The organism is Halorubrum salinum (assembly GCF_024494575.1).
Taxonomy (GTDB): Archaea; Halobacteriota; Halobacteria; order Halobacteriales; family Haloferacaceae; genus Halorubrum; species Halorubrum salinum.
Genome location: NZ_JANHDO010000002.1, coordinates 321,263 through 346,056, shown reverse-complemented (window position 1 = coordinate 346,056; position 24,794 = coordinate 321,263). Strand labels below are relative to the sequence as shown.

Annotated in this window: 20 protein-coding genes; 7 read left to right on the top strand and 13 right to left on the bottom strand. The window is 64.4% G+C overall.

Features of this window, described 5'->3' with window-relative positions; all coding sequences use genetic code 11:
- Positions 1 to 37: 37 nt before the first annotated feature.
- Both NO930_RS07410 and NO930_RS07405 read right to left on the bottom strand, forming a co-directional pair.
- On the bottom strand, positions 38 to 937 hold the full coding sequence (locus NO930_RS07410) for a hypothetical protein (protein WP_049984338.1): 900 nt from the start codon (positions 935 to 937) through the stop codon (positions 38 to 40).
- Positions 938 to 1,179: 242 nt separating this feature from the next.
- Entirely contained in the window at positions 1,180 to 1,755 is a 576-nt protein-coding gene (locus NO930_RS07405; RefSeq protein ID WP_256402990.1) for a hypothetical protein, read from the bottom strand.
- 203 nt (positions 1,756 to 1,958) lie between these two features.
- Here NO930_RS07405 and NO930_RS07400 point away from each other — a divergent pair, with 203 nt between their 5' ends.
- The 3 genes from NO930_RS07400 (at position 1,959) to NO930_RS07390 (ending at position 7,956) form a co-directional block, all read left to right on the top strand.
- On the top strand, positions 1,959 to 2,603 hold the full coding sequence (locus NO930_RS07400) for a hypothetical protein (RefSeq protein WP_256402989.1): 645 nt from the start codon (positions 1,959 to 1,961) through the stop codon (positions 2,601 to 2,603).
- A gap of 310 nt (positions 2,604 to 2,913) precedes the next feature.
- Positions 2,914 to 5,976, top strand: coding sequence for an HVO_2072 family ArtA-dependent S-layer glycoprotein (gene csg, locus NO930_RS07395; protein WP_303650478.1), 3,063 nt, complete (start codon positions 2,914 to 2,916; stop codon positions 5,974 to 5,976).
- 309 nt (positions 5,977 to 6,285) lie between these two features.
- The gene (locus NO930_RS07390) at positions 6,286 to 7,956 is read left to right on the top strand and encodes a DUF7827 domain-containing protein (RefSeq protein ID WP_256402988.1); all 1,671 of its coding nucleotides are present in this window, start codon (positions 6,286 to 6,288) and stop codon (positions 7,954 to 7,956) included.
- A gap of 427 nt (positions 7,957 to 8,383) precedes the next feature.
- On the opposite strand, the gene NO930_RS07385 is transcribed toward NO930_RS07390, so the two are convergent.
- Complete coding sequence (locus NO930_RS07385; protein ID WP_256402987.1) at positions 8,384 to 9,940, bottom strand: hypothetical protein; 1,557 nt, start codon at positions 9,938 to 9,940, stop codon at positions 8,384 to 8,386.
- A gap of 372 nt (positions 9,941 to 10,312) precedes the next feature.
- Between NO930_RS07385 and NO930_RS07380 the strand changes: the two genes are divergently transcribed.
- Together NO930_RS07380 and NO930_RS07375 are read left to right on the top strand one after the other, a co-directional pair.
- On the top strand, positions 10,313 to 10,903 hold the full coding sequence (locus NO930_RS07380) for a 50S ribosomal protein L15e (protein ID WP_049984342.1): 591 nt from the start codon (positions 10,313 to 10,315) through the stop codon (positions 10,901 to 10,903).
- 117 nt (positions 10,904 to 11,020) lie between these two features.
- A complete protein-coding gene (locus NO930_RS07375; RefSeq protein ID WP_256402986.1) occupies positions 11,021 to 11,413 on the top strand; it encodes a DUF7475 family protein in 393 nt (130 codons plus the stop codon).
- A 71-nt stretch (positions 11,414 to 11,484) separates the two neighbouring features.
- Here NO930_RS07375 and NO930_RS07370 read toward each other — a convergent pair whose 3' ends face one another.
- The 5 genes from NO930_RS07370 to tpiA form a co-directional block, all read right to left on the bottom strand.
- Positions 11,485 to 12,801 (bottom strand): RNA-guided endonuclease InsQ/TnpB family protein, encoded by a 1,317-nt coding sequence (locus NO930_RS07370; RefSeq protein ID WP_256402985.1) that lies wholly within the window; start codon positions 12,799 to 12,801, stop codon positions 11,485 to 11,487.
- A gap of 179 nt (positions 12,802 to 12,980) precedes the next feature.
- Positions 12,981 to 13,301 carry a cupin domain-containing protein gene (locus NO930_RS07365; RefSeq protein ID WP_137782668.1) on the bottom strand — a complete coding sequence of 107 codons (321 nt, stop codon included), beginning with the start codon at positions 13,299 to 13,301 and terminating at the stop codon, positions 12,981 to 12,983.
- 94 nt (positions 13,302 to 13,395) lie between these two features.
- On the bottom strand, positions 13,396 to 14,556 hold the full coding sequence (gene dnaJ, locus NO930_RS07360; protein ID WP_256402984.1) for a molecular chaperone DnaJ: 1,161 nt from the start codon (positions 14,554 to 14,556) through the stop codon (positions 13,396 to 13,398).
- A gap of 48 nt (positions 14,557 to 14,604) precedes the next feature.
- On the bottom strand, positions 14,605 to 16,536 hold the full coding sequence (dnaK, locus tag NO930_RS07355) for a molecular chaperone DnaK (RefSeq protein ID WP_256402983.1): 1,932 nt from the start codon (positions 16,534 to 16,536) through the stop codon (positions 14,605 to 14,607).
- A gap of 214 nt (positions 16,537 to 16,750) precedes the next feature.
- Positions 16,751 to 17,395 carry a triose-phosphate isomerase gene (tpiA, locus tag NO930_RS07350; protein ID WP_137784447.1) on the bottom strand — a complete coding sequence of 215 codons (645 nt, stop codon included), beginning with the start codon at positions 17,393 to 17,395 and terminating at the stop codon, positions 16,751 to 16,753.
- A 440-nt stretch (positions 17,396 to 17,835) separates the two neighbouring features.
- On the opposite strand from tpiA, the gene NO930_RS07345 reads away from it, so the two are divergent.
- On the top strand, positions 17,836 to 18,147 hold the full coding sequence (locus NO930_RS07345) for a hypothetical protein (protein ID WP_256402982.1): 312 nt from the start codon (positions 17,836 to 17,838) through the stop codon (positions 18,145 to 18,147).
- Between the two features lie 36 nt (positions 18,148 to 18,183).
- On the opposite strand, the gene NO930_RS07340 is transcribed toward NO930_RS07345, so the two are convergent.
- Positions 18,184 to 18,561, bottom strand: a complete 378-nt coding sequence (locus NO930_RS07340) for a zinc ribbon domain-containing protein (RefSeq protein WP_137782941.1) — start codon at positions 18,559 to 18,561, stop codon at positions 18,184 to 18,186.
- A 327-nt stretch (positions 18,562 to 18,888) separates the two neighbouring features.
- On the opposite strand from NO930_RS07340, the gene NO930_RS07335 reads away from it, so the two are divergent.
- Positions 18,889 to 19,737, top strand: a complete 849-nt coding sequence (locus tag NO930_RS07335) for a DICT sensory domain-containing protein (RefSeq protein ID WP_137782940.1) — start codon at positions 18,889 to 18,891, stop codon at positions 19,735 to 19,737.
- Between the two features lie 14 nt (positions 19,738 to 19,751).
- On the opposite strand, the gene NO930_RS07330 is transcribed toward NO930_RS07335, so the two are convergent.
- The 4 genes from NO930_RS07330 to leuS form a co-directional block, all read right to left on the bottom strand.
- Positions 19,752 to 20,279, bottom strand: coding sequence for a multiprotein bridging factor aMBF1 (locus tag NO930_RS07330; RefSeq protein ID WP_137782939.1), 528 nt, complete (start codon positions 20,277 to 20,279; stop codon positions 19,752 to 19,754).
- 90 nt (positions 20,280 to 20,369) lie between these two features.
- Positions 20,370 to 20,825, bottom strand: a complete 456-nt coding sequence (locus NO930_RS07325; protein WP_256402981.1) for an arsenate reductase/protein-tyrosine-phosphatase family protein — start codon at positions 20,823 to 20,825, stop codon at positions 20,370 to 20,372.
- Between the two features lie 92 nt (positions 20,826 to 20,917).
- Positions 20,918 to 21,892, bottom strand: coding sequence for an arsenic resistance protein (locus NO930_RS07320; protein WP_137782937.1), 975 nt, complete (start codon positions 21,890 to 21,892; stop codon positions 20,918 to 20,920).
- 46 nt (positions 21,893 to 21,938) lie between these two features.
- Positions 21,939 to 24,653, bottom strand: coding sequence for a leucine--tRNA ligase (gene leuS / locus NO930_RS07315; protein ID WP_256402980.1), 2,715 nt, complete (start codon positions 24,651 to 24,653; stop codon positions 21,939 to 21,941).
- Positions 24,654 to 24,794: the final 141 nt, after the last annotated feature.

Sequence of the window (24,794 nt, the reverse complement as noted above, 5' to 3'; positions counted from 1 at the left end):
TTTGCTCATCACTGCACGGTGCGCAAGCGGTGAGCGGTTAATTACTGGATGTCGGATCGTCGAGCGTCCCGACCGTCAGCCCATCCAACAAGTCGATCGTCGCTCTTCTAGTACCGAACCCGTTACCGCCGAAGTCAGCCTGTGTTTGGAGCGCGTCTCGGACATCAGAGTCGTACGTTGTGTCAACGACGAGATCAACAGTAGTTTCCTCCCCAGGATCCAGCCTGACCGCACTCGCTGGCCGATCGCGAGCGTCGATACCACTGGAACCGCTACCGACGACGCTGTCAGCACTTCCCTGATCTACTTCCGGATCGTCTCCGATAAAACTGCCATTCTTCGCCGGTGAGATCAGACCAGTGACGGAGCCGCCGCCATCGGTGAACTCGAGAGGACCGGGATCGCTCATTACGAACTGGTATGAGGCTCGTGAGAGCGCCGGCGAGAGGCCACCTTCGTCGTTGACCGCGATGTCTCCGCCGTATTGTCCGGTTGCACTGTTGTCGAGAAATCCGGAATCGGTGTCGTTTCGGTCGTACGCAATACCGACATCAACCGGTTCAGAAGTGTCGTTTTTGAGGGTAAACAGCTCGGAGAACGTTGCTGTCTGGCCGAAATCGACTGCAGCGACTAGCCTGAGGTTCTCATTCGCCGCTCCGTTCGTCGCTGCGATTGGTGTTTCAAGACTGCTGTCGAGAGTGTCTTGATCGTCAAAGAAGTCATCAACATCAGCGATATCGTCGAACTGATCTGGGCCGAGGATAGTGTCCCCGTTGACCGCATCTTCGTTCGGCTCGAAATTCAGCGTTTCCTCGACGACCACCCGCAAGTCGGCACTTGATGCCGTTGAATTCGAGAACGCCGCCGACGAGAACACTGCCCCGCTCCCGGTCGCCAGCGCGCCGAGCCCGATCACCATGCTGCGTCGTTTGACCATGTAGCTTCCACCTACTCGATCCTGTGCCGGTATCCACTTAGTAGTGAGTTACCTGAAACGACCGAAGGGCAGGCTTGAACGGGTCCACGAAATCAAGCGTCGATTCAAGCGCCGCTTGAATCCGCACGATGACCGCGCTACACCACCCGATCGGAGCGAGATCCGTTCGAGACATGACTGTTCGTGTCGCACGTTACCACGGCCCAGTCAGTTCCGCGTGTGGGACAAACATCAGAATTCGATCATTCCTCGTCGACCGCAGCGATCTCCAGTCTGACGCTCGCGCCGTCCGGGATCGCGTCGAGGTCGCCGGGCGCGTCGTCTGCGATCAGGTTCACGACCAGTCCGAACGACACCGCGTCGCCGGGGTCGAACGTCTCGTCGGGGGCCGCGAGCAGGGTCGTCCGCCCCTGATCGTCGGTCTCGGTCGGCTCCTCGCCGGAGACGACGCGGAGGGCCTCGGCGGCCGCCGCGCTCTGTCCGTCGGAGTCGTCGCCGGTCGCGGCGAACGCGAAGGCGAGCCGGTCGTAGGGGACCTCGCCCTCGTTCGCGACGACGACGAGGTCCTCGAACCGCGAGATCGACCGGCGGTTCAGCTTCTCGATCTCGATCGCCTCGACGCGGCCGTCGCCGTCAGTCTGGACATAGTCCTCGTCTTCGCCCGCGCGCCCGGGACGGAGGGCAAGCTCCGAGGAGACGACGACGCGGAGGTCGGCCTCCGCCGCGGCGCTGCCGGAGAAGACGGACGCGGAGCTGACGACGGCGCTGCCGAGCGCCGCGGAGGCGAGGCCGATCGCGGTCTGTCGTCGGGTGATCATGCGATGTGCAGCGAGGTGCGCGCTGTGCCCTCGATACGTCACCCGAAGGCTTTGTATTGGTGGGCTTTCCGCCGCGTCCGCGGGGTGGGCACTTCGACACCGGCTGCGCCGGTCGATTCAAGGAGTGCGATACCGGGTTCACGCCGCGCTTGCGGCCGTTCAAGCGAGCCAATACAAAGTGGGTAGAGGGGCAAGGTGTAGATATGGCAAACAGACGCAGCGTTCTGATCGGACTCGGCGGACTGGTCGCGGGCGGCGGCGCGATCTTGAGCACGGGGGCGTTCGACACGGTGGAGGCTCAGCGGACGGTCTCCGTTCAGACCGCGGGCGACGCGGATGGCTTCCTCGGGTTAGAGGCAGCAGATCGAACCGACGACACAGATTCATCACCGGCCAACGCCTCGACGGGCGCAAACCAGAACGAGTACGTTGAGCAGACAGACGGGACGATTCAGATCAATCTCGACGGTGGGAATGACGGCGACGCCGACGACGGCGGGACGGGTCTGAATCAGGACGCGATTACGACATTCCGCAACTTGGTCACGATAACCAATAACGGAACACAGGACATAGGCTCTCTGACGCTGAGTATTTCGCCGGATACCGACGATAGCGTTCCTAGTGGCACATTCCAGTTTACGATCGACGACGGTTCAACTGAGGCTACCATCGACAACGGGAACGAGGCTCTCGGCAGCAACAGCGGTAACGGCGACGTCACGAGCACCCTCAGTCCCGGGACCTCGATCGACTTCGGGATGGTTATCGATCTGATCAACGGGGGGGTCGACGGGGACCTTCCAACCACGGACTACACCCTCACGATTACTGCAAACAGCCAATAGGAAACCCGTACGCAGCGTTCGGTCGATTCTATCGGGTTGGAGTGAGCATCTGATTAGAGAGACGCAGCGGTGAGTTCGCGAGCCGATTCGTTCTGTTGTTCGTGTAGATCGTACACGTGCACGAGCAGATCTCACTTCTATTCTTGCTCAACGCTCTCGCAGAACGGATCGGTCGGCATGGAGTTCGCCATCGACGACATCAGACCTCGACCAACCGATTTCGAAAACGCCCATCTCGACGCCTCTCCCGCCGGTTGTGACGGTTTCACACACCACAGAATACACACAAAGTATTTATAAGAACCACTGTATGGTCATCATGCCCCTATCCCCGAACGCGACAGGAGCGAGTAATCCGACACACGTCGTCCGTCTCGACGCGGATGGCGAATCGAGACGGAGTGTCGAGGACAAAACTGCTGGCGTACTCGGAACGCAGACAACAACGCAAACAATGACAAACAACAATAACACACGCTCGAAGGCCAACGCGGTCTTCTTCAGCGTCCTCATGGTACTCTCCATGGTCGCTGCTGGCTTTGCTGCTGCACCTGCAGCTGCAACCGCTAGTGCTGCGACGATCAATAACGTAGAGGACGTGACGATCAGCGATAGTACAGATACACAAGAAGTGGAGTTTAACGCAACAATTGAGTCATCAAGCGATAGTGTCTACATCGACACTTCCGTGCTTCCGGACGCCATTCTGGAAGGGCAGGATACCGATGTCTCTGTCACACTAAATGACGCCGGTTCGACCGGCGCAACTGGTGGGAATACCAGCGCCGCGTTCGACAGTGATGGTCGAACGAATGTTACTCTGACAGACATGAGTAGTGACGGTGAGGTGAACCTTACTGTTACCCTCACTCACGACACGAGCGGCCTGTCCGCCAGCGATGCTCAGTCTGGAATCGAGTACCAGATTCAGGACACTTCTGGAACCAGTCTCGATTCGGATACGTTTGACCTCAACGCGCCTACCAGCACTCAGCGGACTGCTGGTGAAGACGTTGCGTACAACAACACGCAAGTCTTCCAAGGGGAAGAGGGCGTGACGTTTATTGACGAAAGCGGCCAGGTCGTCGATGCTTCCGACCTAGAAGGAACCTCCGGAAACCGAGAAGGTACACCATTGCAGATGCCGATCCCGGAGGATGAAGAAACAGGAACTTACTCGACTGCTGGTACATCCTACAGTGGAAACAGCTTCGCGGTTTCCGTCGTTGAGCCGCGGATCACTACTGCCGAGGTTCAGCTGAACGGTGACGACATCGAGCAGATCGCTGCCTCGAACGCAGTTACCGACACCAGTGCTAGCCGCAACTTCGAGATTGCTGCAGAGTGGAACTTCGGTAACGCTGAAAATCTCGAAGTCTCTGTCGAGGATCCGAGTGGCTCCGAGATCACCAACGAGGTTATCGACACTAGCAACGACGCGAGCGCTGACGATATCCTCGAAGGTGGGGACGAGTCGGTTGATCTCGACCTAAGTTCCGAGGACGCTGGTGAATACACTGTCATCTTCGAAGGCGAGGGTGACCTCGACCACGACAGTGTGGTTCAGGAATACACCATCGAAACGACCAACCAAGACGAAGTCTCGATCGACACGGCCTCGGACACTGTCACTCAGGGATCCAACCTTGAGTACACCGTGAGTGGCTCTACTGACGGTCAGTTCCACACCGTTGCGATCGAGTCTTCCGACTTCCGTGACGGCTTCACCGTCAGCGACGCTGAGAGCATCTTCCGCAATGTTGAGGATGTCGACTCTGTCGGCGTGTACGACGTTGCAGGCGACACTGACTCGCCCGCTGATGCAGAAGATGTCGACTACGCGTACGCTGTCGTCGAGGTTGACGGCACGACTGCACTCGGTTCGATCAGCACGGACAACCTTGACGACTCGTCGGTCGACCTCGACGTGTACGAAGGTCAGTCTTCGCCGGACGCGAACAAGTCCGACGACGAATCCGTTGACGACGTGAGCTTCGATGTTGAGGAAGGCGAAATCGCACTCAACAGCCCGACTGACACCTACACGATCGGTTCGGAAGTTGACGTGAACGGTACTGCTCAGAGCGCGGACGACGTTGCAATCTACGCTCGCGACAACAGCGACTGGGAACTGCTCGACATCGACACGGACGGCAGTGACGCTGACTCGGATGACTTCATCTCTGTCGACTCCGACGACTCCTTCGAAGAGGAGGATGTGAACCTCCGCGACGCGAGTAACATCCTCGCATTCGAGGGTCAGTACGACATTGGTGTCGTCGACGCTGCGGACCTGCCCAGCGACTACGGCACGCTTACCACGTCTGAATTCAGCAGTGCATCGAGTAGCCGCGACACGATCACTGTCGAAGCCGGTGACCTCACCGCTAACTTCGGTACGGTCAACGGCCAGATTGCGGATGAAGTCGACGATGAGATCGATGTTGACGGAACCGCAGCTGGTCAGGACTCCGTCGTCGTCGCGTTCGTCGGAGAACGTGGTGACACGTACGCTGAAACGATCAGCGTCGACAGCGACGACACGTTCGAAGAGGACGACATCCCGCTCACCGACATCTCACAGGGCTCGGTCTCGGGCCACGTGATTTCGCCCGGCCGTGACGGCGAATTCGGTGCAGATTCGGATGGTTGGACAAGTGCTAGCGAAGTTGCGACCACGATCAACGACTACAGCTCCAGTTCCAACACTGGCGATCAGATCCGTAGCCGGATCCTCGAGAACACGGTTGATGACACCGCGAGCGACGACCTGATCGTTTCGACGAGCTTCCGTCTGAACGATCCGACTCTCTCGATCAACGATGTCTACCCCGAAGAGGCTGAGGCCTCTGGCATCAACCCGGTTGCGACCGGCGAGACGCTCGTCGTTGACGGTGACACGAACCGTCAGTCCGACAACGCGGCCATCACGCTTGAACTCCTGACAGAGGAGGACAACAACGTCGCGTCGGCTTCCACCGACGAATGGGGCAGTGACGGTCAGTGGAGCGCTTCCATGGACACGTCTGACCTCGAGACCGGTACGTACATCCTCGAAGCCGACGACGGCGAGAGTACGGACCGCGTTCAGGTCGAAATCGTCGAGGAGCGCGAAACCACCGACGGTGAGGACGGCTCTGACGACGGTGAGGACGGCTCTGACGACGGTGAGGACGGCTCCGACGACGGAACCGATGACGGAACCGACGACGGTACTGACGACGGTACCGACGACGGCTCCGATGACGGCTCCGACGACGGCTCCGACGATGGCAGTGACTCCACGGACGACGGCACGCCCGGCTTCGGCGCGCTCGTCGCCCTCGTCGCCCTCATCGCGGCCGCGCTCCTCGCGACCCGTCGCGACAACTAACGACCACTAACCACCGAACGAACGCCCGTTCGGCTCACGCGGTTTGCGGTTCCATTTTTCGAACGCGCTCGCACCGACCAGCGACGGCGCTGCGAGTCGATACCAACGGCGACGCTACACCGACGATATGCCGTGATCGACGACAATTGCATGGACACGACACGATACGTCACACTACCAAGCTGGCCACGGCTCTGACGTGTGATCCTCGCGACAACGAATCCGCAGATAGAGCCGCTATATCTGTCGATCACGGACACCCGGGACAGAAAGTATTTACCCCCGACGACGGTACGGGAAACCACGTACATGCACACACGTCTCGCCCTCGTCGCGGCGGTCCTCCTCGTCGGTCTCGGGGGGATCGCTGCGCCGTTCGCCGCCCCCGCAGCGGCGCAGTCTGGCCCCGCCGTCGGCTTCGGCGACGGCCAGACGACGGTCGCACAGGGCGACGTCGCGACGATCGACCTCCAGTTGCGCAACACCGACCAGGCCACCCTCCGAATTCGCTCGTCCGACCAGCAGTACCGGGCCACGCTCCGCGTCCGTGACGGCGACGACGACGGCACCGTCCGCGTCCGCGTCAACACCTTCCGCGGAGCCGACGGTGACGCCGCCGACCGCTTCACCGCCGAGGGCGACGCGGACGCTGCCCGGCTCCTCTCCGAGTCGAGCGCCACCGACGCGTCGGTGTTCGACACCGGGCGCTACAACCTGATCGTCTCGACCGCTGAGACGAGCGTCGCGTCCGTGCTCACCCTCGACGCGCCCGATTCCGGGAGCAGCGACGCCAGCGTCGTCGGCCCTGACGGGTCGGCTCCACAGCCCGACAACCAGACCGGAGCGGAGGCGAACCCGGACGCGGGTGAAGAGGGCGGGCTCGCGAGCGACGAGGCGACCGAAGCGACGGACGGGACCGCGACCGGCGCGTTCAGTGCGTCGTCGCCGTCCGTCTCCGCCGCCCGCGGCGACCGCGTCCGAACGCGCTTCGCCGTCGACGGGCTCGGCGGTATCGTCGAATCGCCCGCACCGGCTCGCAACCTCGTGTATCCGACGGACAGCACGCCGGACGCGCAGACGACGCACGCGGTACAGACGACACCTGAAGACTCCCTGTCGATGCGGTCTGTGACCGTCGACTACGGGGTCGACGGCGGCACGCCGCCCGCGAGCGTCCACCAGTTCTCTCGAAGCGACATCGAGGCGATCGGCGTCGACGAGACAGGAGACGGCTTCGTCGACCGCTCCGTCGGGATAGCCATCCAGAACATCCGGACGAGCACCGACGGCCGCGTGACGCTCACGTTCGACCGACCGATCGCCGTCTCGGAAAACCACACGTTCCGGTTGGCGTACGCGATGGAGAATCCCGACACGACGGGGGCAGAAGACGTCGCAGTGACGCTCCGCGGTGAACGGAAGACACACAGCGAACAAGGGATCGTGCTGTACGGTCCCGCCGGGCAGGGAACGCTCGGATACGGCGTGGACCTCCGGCCGACGACGGCCGACGGCGACGTGCCGATCGCACCGCTCGCGGCGGTCGAGACGAGCTACGACCACGCCGCCGGCGGGCTCGTCGCGACCGTCGACACGGACGCGTTCGAGACCGGCGAGTACGCGATGACGCTCGCGGTGGGCGAGGCCGCTCCCGAGCCCGTCCCGCGAGTGACGCTGCGGCAGCCGTTCGCGGTCGTCGAGCCGTCCGTCGAGTTCACGGACCGGTCCGTGGGCGATGACCCCCGGTTGACCGTGACCGCCGACACCAACCTCGCACCGGGCAGTTCGGTCATCGTCCGCGTGGAAGCCGAGGAGCCGAACGGCGGCATCAGTCAGGTCCTCAACTGCGTGGCCACGGTCGACTCCGCCGGCGGGGTCTCCTGTGCATTCGATCTCCAAAACCCCGCGTCGGACTTCGACATCGAGGTCACCGCCCAACGCAGCGACACCGTTATCGGTGGACCGGTCGAGTACAACTGACCGACCGCGATCGCGTCTCCCGCCGCGCTGCTGTTCTCGTGATGTTCGATCGTTCGAAACCCGCCAGAGACACGTCTCACACGTACCACACGTACCGAGGCGGCGACCCGAATTCGGGAGCCACCGTGCGAGTTGCACCGAGCGATGTCAGCGGAACTGTGCCTCGGACACACCGGACGACGGACACTCCGGACGACGGACACTCCGGACGAGCACGCGTGCATGTCGTCTGCGACCTCCGCCGCCACAGCATGTCCGGAGTGTCTAGCAGCCCCCGAGAGCGTGACGAGTGTGCCGATACGCTCAGAGGCGGCTTCCGGGAAGACGCCGTGGACCCGCGTGACGAGCGCGAGCTAGGCGCGCGGGCGGGATCACGCGACCGTCGAAAGGAGACCCGTCAGCGGAGCGAACGGAACGGGGGTGCGTCTCACACCCAGTGACCGAGTAGGTACGTCGCACCGACGACGACGACGCCGCCGAACGCGTCGCGGGTGCGAAGCGGCACGAGGGAGGGTCCGCTCGCGTCGTCGTCGCGCTCGTCGTCGCCGGTCTCGTCGTCTGTGGCACCGTCGGTCTCGGCTGCGCTCACCACGCCGCTCGTGTCGTTCTCGGGAGCGGACTCCGTGCTCGCGTCGGGGGCAGTCTCGTTCGTCGTCCCCCCGTCAGCTGGCCTGTCGACGGACGGCGTGACGGACGTCGTCTCCTGTCTGTTCCCGTAGGAGACGATGACGTTGACGATCGTGTGGCCGGGGGCGGCCGTGAGAGACCGGTCGAACTCGACGCGGGTCGTCGGCGTGTCAGCCTCGTAGGCGCGAGTGATGTCGAGTCTCTCGCCGGACCGCGTGTCGATCGTTTCGAGCGTCACGCGAGAGATCTGCGCCTCGGAGACGGTGCCGGCGACGCGGACCGTCTCCGCGGTCGCGTTGGTCACGTTCTCGGTGACCGTAACGGTCGGCGAGGGGTCGTACTCGACCGTGAACGTCTGTTCGTGGACGTTGCCGGCGGCGTCTTCGGCGACGAGCCGGAACTCGTTTTCGGCGTCGTACAGCGAAACCGTCGTGTCGATCTCGTGTGTGAACCGGTTCGGGTCCGGCTCGGAATCGGTCCCGGTCAGCAGTACCTGTGACGCGTTGTTGCTGGTCCGGTTGAGCGTCACGCGGTGGAGTTTCGTCTCGTCGCGGACCGTCCCGCGGACGCGGACCGAATCGACGTAGCTCTCGTTCGGCACGTCGAGATCTATTTCAGGATCGGTCTCGTCGTCGACGATGAGCCTAAACGAGTCGACGTTCGTCCGGCCGTTCTCGTCGGTGTATCGGGCGACGATTTCGTTTCGGCCCTCGCCGAGCAGCAGGTCCTGAGAGAAGGAGTCACCGGGGTCGCTGATGCGGTGGAGCGTCCGGTCGGTGGTACAGTCGGACCGGCTGGCACAGTCCGTCAGGTTCGTCTCGTTGCCGTCGCTGTACACGTGCGTCCGTTCGATGCGGATGTGACTCACCGACGACACGGTGTGGAGGGTCCCGGCGAGTTGCACTTGACCGCTCGAAACGTTCGTCTCGTTGTCGGGTCCGCCGAGGACGCTCGTCGAGAACGGAGACGTGTACCGCACGCGCGGAGCGGCGGTGTGTTTCGTCACCGTCGCTTCGAACGTGGCCACGCCGTCGGCTCGCGCGATCACTTCGACCGTGTTCTCGTTCGGGTCGAGATCGAGCGGGATCGCCCGGTCGAAGAACCGAGCGTCGGGCCGGTAGGTGTGGCGGATGTCGCCGTCGACGCGGATCTCGATCAGGTCTATCGTCGCGTTCGCCTCGACGCTGACGTTCGCCGTCGGGTCCGTGAGAACGACGTGTTCGGTGTCGTCGACGAGCGGATCGCCGTCGACCGACACGTCGATCGTCGTCTCCTGTTGTGCCGCGGCGGTATCGATCGGAGCGCCGACACCGACGAGCGCGAGACAGAGGGCCAGACAACACGCAACGCGGAGCACGGCGGTCGACGGTGTCGTATACGAGATCATGTGGAGCGGACTGTCCGGTCGGATCGGGCCGTCGTGCCGACCGAGACCTGTATACGCGTCCCACCGTCTCGTCGGCACTTGACTGTAGTGGGCCAGCTATCACGAGAGATAGCTGGAGGCGTCGGCGGAAGGATCGCGCCCGCCGACCGACCGGTATCGGTTCGCACACACGGCGCGTAGCGAAGCCGTTAAAACCTATCCCGGGGAAACACGAGTAACTCGCTGGTGCGGACACAGCGGGCACTCGCCGCCGGTCGCGTCGACGGCTCGCCGCCGACGTACCGGGACGAGACGACATGTGGCCGCCTCGCGGCTGAATCGCAACCGTCCGCGAACACACCAATGGCACGAAGTTTCTACTCGCACATCAAGGAGGCATGGCGGTCCCCCAAGGAGGGGAAGCTCGCGGAACTGCAGTGGCAGCGCAAACAGGAGTGGCGCGACGAGGGGGCCATAGAGCGGATCGAGCGCCCCACGCGACTCGATAAGGCCCGCGAACTCGGCTACAAGGCCAAACAGGGCGTCATCGTCGCCCGCGTGAGCGTCCGCAAGGGCGGCTCGCGGAAACAGCGGTTCAAGGCCGGGCGTCGCTCGAAGCGACAGGGCGTCAACCGCCTCTCGCGGCGCAAGTCGATCCAGCGCATCGCCGAGGAGCGCGCCTCGCGGAAGTACCGCAACCTCCGCGTGCTCAACTCCTACTGGGTCGGCGAAGACGGCTCCCAGAAGTGGCACGAAGTCATCCTCGTCGATCCCGCCCACCCGGCGATCGAGAACGACGACGACCTGAGCTGGATCACGTCCGACGACCACAAGGGTCGTGCCTTCCGCGGACTCACCTCGGCCGGCACCAAGGGCCGCGGTCAGCGCACGCGCGGGAAAGGCACCGAGAAGACCCGTCCGAGCGTCTCCAGTAACGGTCGGCAGGGCAAGTAGCGCGGCGCGGTTTCGACGCGTCGATTTTCGTCGCCGTTTCGCACACGAACAGTCGCGCGTTTGTCACGGCGTGAGACCCCAAGCCGGAGTTATATGCGCCGGTCGGGAAACACGCTCATGACACCATCGACGGCGTCGACGGAACCGGGGCTACCGAGACATTCGGCCGGCTACATCGCTATCCTCGCCGCCGGAGTCACCGGCGTCCTTCACCTCGTGTTGGCGACGCGAGTGATACAGTTCAGTCAGCTGATGGCCGCCCTGTTCGTTCTCAACGGACTCGGGTTCCTCGGCGGCATCGGGCTCTACGTCTCGGGGAGATGGCGACGAGAGCTGTATCTCGTGGCCGCGGGCTACGCGCTCGCAACCGTGCTCGCGCTGTTCGTCTTCCAAGGGTTCAGCGTGGACGCGTTCTACCGGCAAGGGTCGCCCAATCCGGTCGCCGTCCTCTCTAAGGGCGCTGAGCTAGTCCTCGCTTTGAGCGCGCTGTTCCTCTATTCGCGGGAGTGAGCCGCGCAGGCCCCAGTACAACTTTGACATCCTCCTCCGCCTGAAGGCGGAGGAATCCCGAGGTTGGGATATTAGGGTTTGCAGTCTACCACCTGTGCCTGCGGTTGGAATCCGCAGGACAGGTCATAGAGGTAGACTCCGGGCTGTGCCAACCAGCCGGTACTCCTATCTCCACCCGAATCGGGTACAGACTCGGAGTTACTTTCACCGTTGATGTCGAGACGGATGTTCTCCGCCCCGTTCACGTCGGCGTTGAACGCCGCGTCACACGATTCGCAGACGTACAATCCCCGTTCGACACGCTGACTGTCGTCCTCCCTACCACAGATGCAACACGTCTTGCTCGTGTCGCGCTCTGACACTTCCACGACTTCTATACCCTCGACCCTGGCCTTGTATTCGAGGATGTCCGTGAAGCGGTCGAACGCCCATCCGTGCAGGTCGAGGTTCCCGTGCCGACCCCAGTTCTTCGATTCGCCGTTGTCGTCCTCACGGACGCCTTCTAAGTCACCGACGTTGATACGACCAACCTGTCTTTCAACACACCGTTGAACGATGTGTTTAGCGAGAGCGTGGAAGAAGTGGGTTCGACGCTCCGACCATTTATGATGGAGTCGCGTGGCTCCGTCGCCCCCCGAGTCGTCGCACTTGGCAATCTCTTTCGGGAAGTAGTACCCGTCTTGTTTCAACCGATTGCCGGGGTACAGGTCGGCGTCCTCGGTGCTGTACGCAACGGTGGCGAAGTTGCAGATGCCGAGGTCGATTCCAGCCGTTTCAGTACCGGGGGCGGTGGGCGTCTCGATTTTGTCTTTGCAGACGAGATGCAGTTCCCATCGTCCCTTCGCTCGGTCGTAGACGGCGCGAACCTGTTGCAGGTTCTCGACCGTGACGCCGGGCGCGGTTTCGTACTCGACGAGGATGTACTCTCTTGCTCGGGGGTACTCTTTGTGATTACGGCCTTTTGAGAGGCGAACCCGATTGTTTTCCGTGTCGTTTCGGATGCCTTTCTGCTTCCACGTTACCGTGCTACGAGGGTGTTCTTCGTGGACGCGACGGCCTTGGTCGTCGTAGTAGTTTTCTTTGCGGTAGCCGGGTGGGTTGTCCCTGTCGTCTTTGGAGCCGTACCACGAGTTGAAGGCTTCAGCGAGTTCCTCCAGAACCCGCTGACTGGACTGACTGTGCAGTCCCTTGTACTTGTTGTGGGTCTTCAACTCGTGTTTCAAGTCGCCGTGGTCGGGAATTTCACCGGTTTCGTCCCACACTTCGCGGGAGTGGTAGTTGGCGACGTTCCAGAGCTTGCTGGCACTCCACCCGTGCCGGTCAAGCGACTCCGCTACCTGACCGTGGTTGAGGATTTTCGCTTGGTGGGTTCGGTGGACTTCCAGCATTTGGAAGGCTCTATAACAGGTTATAGTTGCTTTGTAAGTAAAAGTTCGGATTGGGAACAGTGGAATATCCAAGCCTGCTATCGATGGTGGACTGTGGAATGGGTTGTCGGATTCATCACGCGCCTAAAAACGCGGGTATTCTCCTTGTTCTCTATAACGCGCGAGCGCGGCGTGTCCGCTCAGGGCGCGCCGGCGATGACCATCTTCGAGCCGTCGGCCGAAAAAGACAGGTCACGCGTCGAGTCGGCGTCGACACGCACCGCGTCGCCGGGGCCGAGGTCGACGGGGTCGCCGTCGACCGTGAGCGTCGCCTCGCCGTGGATCAACACGTACACCTCTTCGTGGTCGTCTTCGGCGTGGTCGTGTTCCATTCCGTCCCACCCGTCGTCCGCTTCGACGACGGTCACGCCGAGACCCTCGCAGTCGAGCGCGTCGCGGAGGAAGTACATGCCGGGCGCGCGCGGTTCGACGTCGTCGTAGGTGGTCGCGTCGTATCCCATACACCGGGTACGCGGCGGGTGCCGGAAAAGCTACGGGTCGACGAAGACGGGATCCGACGGAACGCACCGGGGCCACAGACCGCTCTCGCGACCGCTAGAAGGAGCTCTTCAGCTTCTCGAAGAACCCGCCGCCGACGTCGATGTCCTCGCCGCCGGCCTCGGCGAACGCCTCCAGCGCCTCGCGCTGCTCGTCGTTGAGCGACTCGGGGATCACCACGCCGACCTGGACGTAGAGGTCGCCCCGGCCGCGGCGCCGCAACCGAGGCATTCCTTTATCCTGCAGCCGGAACGTCTCCCCGCTTTGGGTGCCCGCGGGGACGTCCATCTCGACGCTGCCGTCGACCGTCTCGACTTCGATCGTGTCGCCGAAGACGGCCTGCGGGAACGATATCGCCTCGCTCACGTGGAGGTCGTCGCCGTCGCGCTCGAAGCGGTCGCCCACGTCGACGTCGACTTCGATCAGCAGGTCGCCGTTCGGTCCACCGTTCTCGCCGGGCGCGCCCTCGCGCTCCATCCGCAGGCTCTGTCCGGAGCGGATTCCGGGCGGGATCTCCACGGAGAGCGTCGCCTCTTCTCGCACGACTCCGTCGCCGCCGCAGTCCGCACAGTCCTCGCTGTACAGTTCGCCCTCGCCCTCACAGCGCGGACACGTCGAGGTCTGCTGGACGCGACCGAGCGGCGTCTGTTGAACCTGCTGGACCTGCCCGCGACCGTTACACTGCGGACAGGTCTCCACGTCGGCGTCTGGCGGATGACCCGCGCCGTCACAGGTGTCACAGGCCGTCGGGCGGGTGAGCGTGACCTGCTTGGTCGCGCCCTCGAACGCCTCCTCAAGCGTAATCTCGAGCCCAGTCTTGAGGTCGCGCCCCTGTCGGGGGCGGTTGTCGGGACCCCCGCCGCCGCCGCGGCCGCCGCCGAAGAACTGGTTGAAGATGTCCTCGAAGCCGCCGGCTCCGCCCGCGCCGCCGGCTCCGCCGAACGGGCCGCCCGCCCCGCCGGGACCACCGCCGCCCGTCGCGCCGCGCTTGTCGGCCTCGGTGAACCTATCGTGGCCGAGCTGGTCGTACTGACGGCGCTTCTCTTCGTCCGTGAGCACCTCCTTGGCCTTCTGTATCTTCTTGAACCGCTCTTCGGCGTCCTCGTCGTCGCTGACGTCCGGGTGGTGTTCGGCGGCTTGCTTGCGGTACGCCTGTTTGATCTCGTCTTCGCTGGCGTCCCGCGACACGCCCAAGACGTCGTAGAAGTCTTCGCTCATGCGTTACGTGAATAGTGTGTGGTGATCCGCCGGGGTCGGGTGAATCAGCTACTCGTCGTCTTCGTCGTCGTCGCCGTCGACGTCCTCGAAGTCGGCATCGACGTACTCCTCGTCGTCCGCGTCGGCCGCGCCGCCCGGGCCCGCGCCGCCGGGACCGCCTGCACCGCCCATACCGCCCATGCCGCCGGGACCGCCTGCCGCGCCGCCGGCGCCGCCCGGACCGGCCTGCGCCGCCTGCTCTTGGTACATCTGCTTGCCGATCTCCTGGAGCTCCTCCGAGAGCGCCTCGGTGACGGACTCCAGCTCTTCGGTCTCCGCGTCCTCGTCTTCGAGCGTCTCCTCGACGTCCTCGATCGCCGCTTCGATGTCGCCGACGAGGTCGGCGTCGAGTTCCTCCTCGTTCTCTTCGAGCAGCGTTTCGGCGCGCTGAATGGACGTCTCGGCCTCGTTGCGGGCCTCGATGCGCTCGCGGCGAGCCTCGTCTTCTTCGGCGTGTTGTTCCGCCTCCTCTTGCATCTCCTCGATCTCCTCGTCAGAGAGGCCGACGCCGCCCTCGATGGTGATCGACTCGGCGTTGCCCGAGCCCTGGTCCTCGGCCTCGACGTTGACGATGCCGTTCTCGTCGATGTTAAACGAGACCTCGATCTGCGGGGTTCCGGCCGGTGCCGGCGGGATCCCCGACAGCTGGAACGCCCCGAGCAGCTCGTTCTCCTCGGCGATCTCGCGTTCGCCCTGGAAGACGCGGACGTTGACGGAGGTCTGGTTGTCGGCGGCCGTCGTGAACACCTTCGACTCCTCCGTCGGGATCGTGGTGTTCTTCTCGATGAGCCGCTCGAACAGGCCGCCCTTCACCTCGATACCGAGCGAGAGCGGCGTCACGTCGAGCAGGACGATGTCGTCGACGTCACCGGAGAGGACGCCGCCCTGAACCGCCGCGCCGAGCGCGACGGCTTCGTCGGGGTTGACGTTCTTCTTCGGCTCCTGTCCGACCAGTTCCTCGACCTTCTCTTGGACCTGCGGCATCCGGGTGGAGCCGCCGACGAGGATGACCTCGTCGATGTCGCCTTTGTCGTAGCCGGCGTCCGAGAGCGCCTGCTCCGTCGGGCCGACGGTGCGCTCTAGCAGGTCGCCGGTGAGGTTCTCGAAGGTCGCGCGCGTCACGGACTGTTCGAGGTGGACCGGACCGCTGTCAGTCGCGGTGATGAAGGGGAGGTTGACCGTCGTCTCCTTCTTGCTCGACAGCTCGATTTTCGCCTCCTCGGCGGCGTCTTTCAGCCGCTGGAGCGCCTGCCGGTCCTCGCGGAGGTCGATCCCGTGGTCGTTTTCGAACTCCTCTGCGAGGTGGTCGATGAGCGCCTCGTCCCAGTCGTCGCCGCCGAGGTCGTTGTCCCCGTTCGTGGCGACGACCTCGTAGACGCCGCCGCCGAGGTCCAGCACCGACACGTCGAACGTGCCGCCGCCGAGGTCGTACACGAGGACGGTCTGGTCGGACTCGTCGTCGAGGCCGTACGCCATCGAGGCCGCGGTCGGCTCGTTGACGATGCGCTCGACATCGAATCCGGCGATCTCGCCGGCGTCTTTCGTCGCCTGCCGCTGCTTGTCGTTGAAGTACGCGGGGACCGTGATCACGGCCTTCTCGACGTCGTCGCCGAGATACTCCTCCGCGTCGCGTTTGATCTTCTGGAGGATCATCGCCGAGACCTGCTCCGGCGTGTACTCGTCGTCGCCGATCTCGACGGTGTAGTCGTCCTCGCCCATGTGCCGCTTGATCGACTGGATCGTGCGGTCCGGGTTCTGGACGGCCTGATTCTTGGCCGGCTTCCCGACGAGTCGCTCGTCGTCGTCGGCGAACGCGACGACGGACGGCGTGGTCCGGTCGCCCTCCGCGTTCGCGATGATCTCGGGCTCGTCGCCCTCCATGACCGCGAAGGCGGAGTTGGTGGTACCGAGGTCGATACCGAGAATCTTGTTGCTCGCCATCTTGCCCACAGGTAGCGGCTTGTGTCGGTTAAAGGTTACTAGACGCCGCGATCCGGTCGCGACACCGAACCCACTCACGTCGTGCGATTTGCGGATCGTGTGAGTCCGTCACATCGATGTCTTTATACAGATCCGCAAGCGCAGCAGCCGGCGGGGCGCGCGCAGTCCGGCAGCGACGGGGAACGCGGCCCACCGTTGCGAGCGGTGCGGAAACTCAGAGTCCGCTGACGAGGTCTTCGAGCACCGCCTCCGGGTCGTCCGCCTTCGCGACGCCCGAGGCGAGCAGGACGCCCGAGGCACCGAGGTCGCCGGCGGCGGTCACGTCCTCGCCGGTCGAGACGCCCGCGCCGCAGAACACGTCGACGTCGGGGTCGACCGCGTCCGCGGCCGCGACCGCGTCCTCGACTATCCCCGGGTCCGCGGTCGAGACGGAGACGTCGCCGCCGATGAGTTCCGGCGGCTCGACGGCGACGGCGTCGGGCGAGAGCGCCGCGGCCGCACCGACCTGCGCGGGATTGTTGGCGCAGACGACGGTCTCCAGGTCGGCGCGCTCGGCCGCGCGCACAGAGCCGTCGATGTCGGCGAGTTTGAGCCGGTTTTCGGAGTGGTTTATCAGGGTGCCGGCAGCGCCGTTGTCGGCGACCGCCTCGGCGAGCGTCGAGCCGGTGTGCGAGCCGTGGGCGTTCGGCGAGACGTGCTGGGACCACGTCTCGACGCCGGTGTCCGCGACGCGGGCGATGTCGGCGGCCTGCGGCGAGACCGCGATCCGCGCGCCGGACGCCTCGGCGACGTCGCGAGCGGCCGTCGCTACCTCGATCGGGTCACAGGGGTACGCCTTGAGGTTCACCAGGATGAACATGTTCACAGGGGAGGCCCGCGGCCGCAAATAGGTTCGTGCTTCGGGGTCGTTCCCGACGAACCCCGTGACAGTGAGCCGTGTCGAGAGGACGCGTGTTCGATGCTGTTCTCCGAAAAGCGGCTAGTGCTTCCTCAAGTTCCTGTTAGATCAACTAACAAACAAAACTTTTTAACTGTATCTTCCGGTTGGATTACACAGATTTCATCGACCCTACGACAAAAATGTCCTACTACTGTCCACAATGTGGAACGGAGGTTTCTCAGGGGAATCAGTGCCCGGAGTGCGGACACATCGACGAGCAGTGTTCGAGTTGCGGCACGTCTGTTGCCGAAGAGGCGTGGCTGTGTGAGAACTGCGAGACGCCCAGTTCTTACTGCCCGGAGTGCGGTGGTCGAATAAACGGCGATACCTGTAGGGAGTGCGGTGCCACCCGACCGGCGATGTGTGCTTCGTGTGGAGGGGCAGTCGACGCAGACGCCACGGAGTGTGCCGCCTGTGGATACAATCCCGGCGCGAAGTATCAAAAGCGAGCGAAGTGGACGAAATACATCATGTACATCGTCGCTGCCTTCACCGTCCTCTCGACGGCCGTGGCGCTGGTTCCCGTGCTGTCCGCGGGGGCACCGGGGACGCTCGCGGGGGCTGCGGTGTTGGGCGGGCTACTACAGGCCGTAATCTTGGTCGGTCCGCTGTACCTGCTCACCCGTCGCTGGAGTAAGAAGGGGAACCAGTCCGTGGCGAAGATGTCGTGAGTCTCGACCGATTCGATCCGGCGTGCCGATCCGACGCTAACTGTCTCCGCCGGTGATACTGTTGAGGAAGCGTGCCGTCGAACTCCAGGTACTCACCTCTTTCATTTCCAACTTGGGGATCTCTTCGTTCAGGTTCAGCGAAGTCAGTTTGTCCAGTGGGTTCGGAGCTTCGATGTACTCGATTCTATCGCGCGGGTACAGCCGGGAGCTCCCGTCTTTCATCTGTGCTTTGATCCACTCGCCCTGTTGATTGTAGTCGGCCCGATTGCATTTAAGCGGAACTTCCTGATCTTTGAGATGAATTCTGATTTCGTCGCCTGAGACCTGCTCAATCTCTTCGACTGATTCGCCGCAGTTCCGGCAGAAGTCCTGGCTGTTATCGACTGTGTCACCACAGCTTGGACACGTAACCATGGCTGTCATATCGACGTTTCATGTCAAAATATTTTCGACGGCACAGAGGACGGTACCCTATCGACGGAACCGGCACCCGAATGCCGGTTCGCCGAAACAAACGTCCACGCCGATTACCTAGAGACACCAGTCACGCAGATCCCGCGGAGACAACGCGTGGGACGACGGAGTTCTCAGCCGAGTTCCCGTCTATCGGCCGACTGTGTCAGACGGTGTCGAAGGCGGAGATTCGACGCACCACCGCCGACGTGCTCGGTTCGTCTGCGCTCGGCGCACCCCCGAGAGCATAAACGACCTTATACCCCGGTACTGTGGGTGCGGACGAAGATGTCCCTCATCGAGCTCATCGCGGGCGTGGAAGCTCACGAGGCCACGCTGATCGTCTACAACGCCGACGCCGCGGAGACGGACGCGCTCCGGGATCACTTCGCGGACCGCAACATTCGGATCGTCGACGAACGGAGCGCCGCTGGTCCCGAGGCGTTCGCCGTCTTGGCTCGGGACGGCGAGTTCGTCACCGCGGTCGGCGTCGACGAACTCCTCCCCGGATCCGGTCCACCGAGAGGCGGCGGCGACGCCGGCGAATCGCGACGCGACGGGACCCCGCGGGCCGGGAGGGCGGTCCTCGATCACCTCGACGAGACGATGTTCACCTCGTACTCCCGGGCGGACATGGTGTCGGCCTCCCGCGAGATCGAAGACCGCGCGTGGCGCGTCGGCGACGGCGAACTCCACGCGGGGTTCCAGACGCTCGACGTGCTCACCGGCGAGACGGACACCTACGACGTGCTCGGGGAGAAGACGGACCTCGACGTGCACGCGTACGCGGCCGACGAGGGGAACGCGCCGGACGTCGAGCACTACACGGTCCACGTCGGGCGCACGGCCGAGATCCGCGAGACGTGGTTCGTCGCCTACGACGGCGGCGGACTCGACGAGGCGAAGTGCGCGCTCCTCGCCGAGGAGCGCGCGTCCGGTGAGTTCTACGGGTTCTGGAGCTACGACCCGGAGACGGTAGACGAGATCATCGACTACCTGACGGAGGAGTACGGACCGGCGGCCGACGATGCGCGCGAGAACGGCGAGGCGAACAGACGGGACAACACCGGCGAGGACGACAACGCCGACGGGAGCGACAACGCCGACGAGAACGACGACACCGGCCGAAGCCGGTAAGCCGTCGCGACGGATCAGTCCTTTCGCTTGACCACGTCGCCGAGCGTCATGGTCCCCGCGTCACCGGAGTCCCAGTCGGCGTCGTCGACGGACTCTCCCTCGACGAGCGAGATGTCGAGCGCGCGTTCGAGCTTGCGCTGGACATCGTCCGTGGGAAGGGTGTCGCCGCGTTCGAGTTTCCGGATGAGACTCGCCTTCTCGTTGAGCTGGTCGGCGAGCTCCTCCTGGCTCAGACCGCTCGATTCGCGGGCCGCGCGGATGCGTTCGTCGTAGTCCGTCGCGATCTCGTCCATGTCGTCGAACATGTCTCGGGGACGGGTCGACTGTCCGGACGAAGACGACGAGGACGAAGCGGAAGACGACGAAGACGACGTCCCGGTGTCTGAACTCGTGGAGTACTTGCTGCCGCCGGAGCTCGTGGACTCGTCGCGGACCTCCGTGCCGAAGTCCGTACACGAACTGCAGAGCTCCAGCTCGGCGCCTTCGACCTTCGTCGTCGTCAGCGAGGCCTGCTCGGCACCACACATCTCACACTGGGGCATACACGCCGCTTACGCTCCCGGTGGTATAAAGGGTGCGCCGGCGACACCGAAGTCGACGCGGTCGCCGCTCGAAGGGCGGCGAGTGCGCCGTCACTCCGCGGACGGCGTCTCAGAGACGAGATCGTCGAACAGGGCGGCGACGCGGTCGTCGATCTCGTCGCGGATCGCTCGGACCGCCTCGAGGGGCTTATCGTCCGGGTCGTCGAGCCCCCAGTCGCGGCTCTCTCCGTTCCACGCCGCCGGGCAGACGTCGGAGGCCGAACAGCCCATCGTGACGACGAGATCCATCGCACGTAGCTCGTCGGGCGTTACTTCCCGTGGGGTCCGGTCGCTCAAGTCGATGTCCAGTTCCGCCATCGCCTCGACGACGACGTCGTGGACGCGGTCTGCGGGCCGCGTTCCGCCCGTCACGATCTCGATCCGGTCGGCCGCGTCGCGACGGGCGCGCTCGCGCTCGGCGAGCGCGGCAGCCATCTGACTCCGTCCGGCGTTCTGGACGCAGACGAACGCGACTCGGTGGGTCGGCTGCTCGCTGTGTCGGGTCACGACTCGGTGTCCGAGCGGTACCGGTTTAGTCGTTGCTTCGGAGCGGTATGGAGGCCTATAGAGCGCTCTATCGATCGATCGCGCGTTCTCTTTCAGCGAGCGCCGGCCCACCACCCGCGCTCGCTGATCGCCGCGTGCAACTGCGCGACGGCCCCCAACAGCGGAAGCTCCAGCAGCGGACCGATCACGAGCGCCAGCGGAACGAGCGGCTCGTTCGGAAACGCGACGACGGCGATCGCGAGCGCGGTCGGCGAGTTTCTCGATAATATCGTGTTGTTGAAACAGACGAGCTCTCCGTACGAGAAGTCGAGCGCGCGGCCGACGGCGACCCCCACACCGAGGTTGATCGCGTAGAAGGCGATCACGGGGACCGCCATCAACGCGAGCAGCCGCGGATTCTCGACGATGACTCCGCCCTGCGAGGCGAACATCGCGCCGATCGCGAGGCTCAAAGCGACGATCTGTGTCGGCCCCAGCGTCGGGAGGAACCGCCGGTCGAACCACCGCCGACTCCGCCACCGGATCAGCCCCCACCGAGTCGCTCCCCCGAGCGTGAGCGGGACGACCAACACGAGCACGACGCTCTCCGCCAGCAACCTCACCGGCAACTCGACGAGCGCCCCCGCGAAGACGTACAGGTACACGGGCAACAAGAGGAGCTGTAACACGAGGTTATAGGGGAGAAGCGAGGTCGCGAGGGGCACGTCGCCGCCGGCGATGTCGGTGAAGATCAGGTACCAGTCGGTACACGGCGTGACAAGCAGCATGATGAGCCCGACCCACAGCGCCGGCTGGTCGCGGAGGAAGACGGCACCCAGTCCGACGGCCAGAAGCGGGCTCCAGAGGAAGTTGACGAGGAGGCTCGATCCGAGGACGCGTCGGTTTCCGAACGCGGCGCGGAGCCGCGACAGCGGGACTCCCGTGAACGACGCGAACAGCATCACCATCAGAAACGGGAGGAGGAGCGCGTCCGCGACCGGCGGAACGCCGGACACCTGCCCGAGCGCTAACCCGCCGAGGACGGCTGCCGCGACGAGCACGCTCTGGTACTTCTCGACGGCCACCATTCGTCTGAGCCTCGACCGTCGCCGGCGTAAGTGTGCGGGTCCGCGGCTACTCGGCGATGTCGATCGCGGGACGACCCGGCTCCGCCTTCCGGACGACGCTCTCGTCGGCGTCGGCGGCGCGCTCGACTCGCACCGGGGCGTCGAACTCCCGCTCGATCAGCCACGCGGCCGCGCGGAGCGCGTCGAACTCGTCGTCGCCGGCGAGCGTCTCCCGTAGCGCCTCGCGGTTCGCCTGCAGGTCCTGCCCGTAGTCGGCGGCTGCGTCGCCCCGTTCGCGGATGTGTGACTCCTGCATGAGTTCGGAGATGAGGTTGTCGGCGTCGCTGTCGAGCGCGAGTTCGAGGGCGTCGTACTTCCAGCCGGGCGCGACGACGACGTCGATCCGCTCGGGGTCGTCGATCCCGGCGACGTCGACGATGTCGCGCACGTCCTCGCGGGTGTTCGCCACCAGTCTGCGGCGGCGCTCGACCGTCTCGCGGTCGGCGGTCGCGGCCGGCCAGTCGGCGTCGACGACGAGCCCGTCGCGACCGAGCGTCTCCCACAGCTCCTCCGCGAGGTGCGGCGCGACGGGCGCGAGCAGCCGAACGGCGACGTCGAGACTCCGCTCGTATATCTCGGGGTGCGGTTCGGCGTGCTCGCGGTAGCTCCGAAGCGTCCCCACCAAGTCCTGTGCCTCGCGTAACGCGACGTTGAACGTTAGGTCGTCGTACTCGTCGCCGGCGATGGCGACGGCGGCGTCGGTCTCGGCCGCGACGTACTCGTCGATCGTCTCGCGGTCGGGAGACGAGTCGCTGGCGTCGGCCGCGTCGCCCGGCTCGACCGCATCGGATCCGGCCGTCTCGACGTCGCCTGCGGCGTACTCCTCGACGAGGTCGGAGAGCCGGGCCAAAAACCGGTGCGTCGACTTGACGCCCTCCTCGCTCCAGTCGAAGTCGCGCTCGGGCTGGGCCGCCTGCATCATGAACAGCCGCGCGGTGTCCGCGCCGTACTCCTCGACGATGCGCTGGGGCGAGACCGTGTTCCCCTTCGATTTGGACATCTTCTCGCCGTCAAGCTGCACCATTCCCTGCGCGAGCAGGTTCGTGAACGGCTCGCGGTGTTCGAGCCCCTCCTCGTCGGCGAGCACCTTGGTGAAAAAGCGAGAGTAAAGCAGGTGCATCACGGCGTGTTCGATGCCGCCGACGTACTGGTCGACCGGCATCCAGTCGTTGGCGCGGTCCAGATCGAAGGGCGCGTCGGCCAGGTCCGGCGAGACGTACCGCAGGAAGTACCACGAGGAGTCGACGAACGTGTCCATCGTGTCCGTCTCGCGGGTCGCTTGCGCGCCGCACTCCGGACAGGTCGTCTCCTTCCACTCCTCGGCCGCGTCGAGGGGGTTTCCGGTCGTGTTGATGAACTCGGGTAGCTCGACCGGGAGGTCCTCGTCCGGGACGAGCACGGGGCCGCAGTCGTCGCAGTGGACGACCGGGATCGGCGTCCCCCAGTAGCGCTGACGGGAGATCCCCCAGTCGCGAAGCTGGTACTGGGTGCTCTCCGCGGCGCTCTCGATGTCCTCGGTCAGCCGCTCACGGGCCGTGTCGCTGTCGAGACCGCTGTACGCGCCGGAGTTGACGAGCACGCCGTCGTCGGTGAACGGCTCGTCGCCCACGTCGGGCGCGTCTGGGACCGCCTCCCCGTCCCAGTCGTCGGGCTCCGGCGCGACCACGGGCTCGATGTCGACGCCCATCTTTTCCGCGAAGGCGTGGTCGCGCTCGTCGTGGCCGGGCACGGCCATCAGCGCGCCCGTCCCAACGTCCGAGAGGACGAAGTCGGCGACGAAGACGGGTATCTCCTCGCCCGTGACGGGGTTCGTGGCGGTGAGACCCGTCTCGACACCGTTCGGCTCGTCGCCGTCGGGGTCGGCCTCCTCCTCGATGAAGCGGCGGACCGCGTCGTCCGCCTCCGCCAGCTCCTCGCTGATGGGATGATCCGGCGCGAGCGCGAAGAACGTCGCGCCGAAGATCGTGTCCACGCGGGTGGTGAACGCCTCGACGGAGCCGTGCTCCTCGATAGCAAAGTCCAGCGTCGTCCCGTACTGTCGCCCGATCCAGTTGCGCTGCATCTGGCGCACCGAGTTCGGCCATCCTTCCAAGTCGTCTATGGCCTCCAGGAGTTCGTCCGCGTACTCGGTTATTTTCAGGAACCACTGGTCGAGGTCGCGGGTCTCGACGGGCGTGTCACACCGCCAGCACAGTTCGGCGTCGCCCTCCACCTGCTCGTCCGCGAGGACGGTCTCACAGGATGGACACCAGTTCACCTCGGCGTCGCGCCGCTCGACGAGGTCGGCGTCGGCGAATCGCGAGAAGAGCCACTGGTTCCACTCGTAGTACTCGGGGACGCAGGTTGTGATCTCGCGGTCCCAATCATAGCCGAATCCCATCGACCGCATCTGTCCGCGCATCGTGTCGATGCAGTCGAACGTCCAGTCGCGGGGGTTGGTGTCGCGCTCCTTCGCGGCGTTCTCGGCCGGGAGGCCGAACGCGTCCCACCCCATCGGGTGGAGCACGTCGTCGCCGCGCATTCTGCGGTACCGGGCGTACGCGTCCGTAATCGTGTAGTTGCGGACGTGGCCCATGTGGAGTTTCCCGGACGGGTACGGGTACATCCCCAACACGTAGGTTGGGTCGTCAACCTCGTCCGGCGTTCGGTACGCGTCGGCCTCCGCCCAGGCCGCCTGCCACCGTTCTTCGACCGCGGTGTGGTCGTAACCCTCGTGAGACATCTGCTTATATACTCGTGGTCGGGACGGCGTCGTATAGCTTTCCATCCGGTCGGACCCGGACCGCCCCCGAACGCGCGACCGAAACCCCTGTCGGAGCGTTCGCGAAACCGCCGGAGAGGGTGTTCGGGGCGACAAAATCGA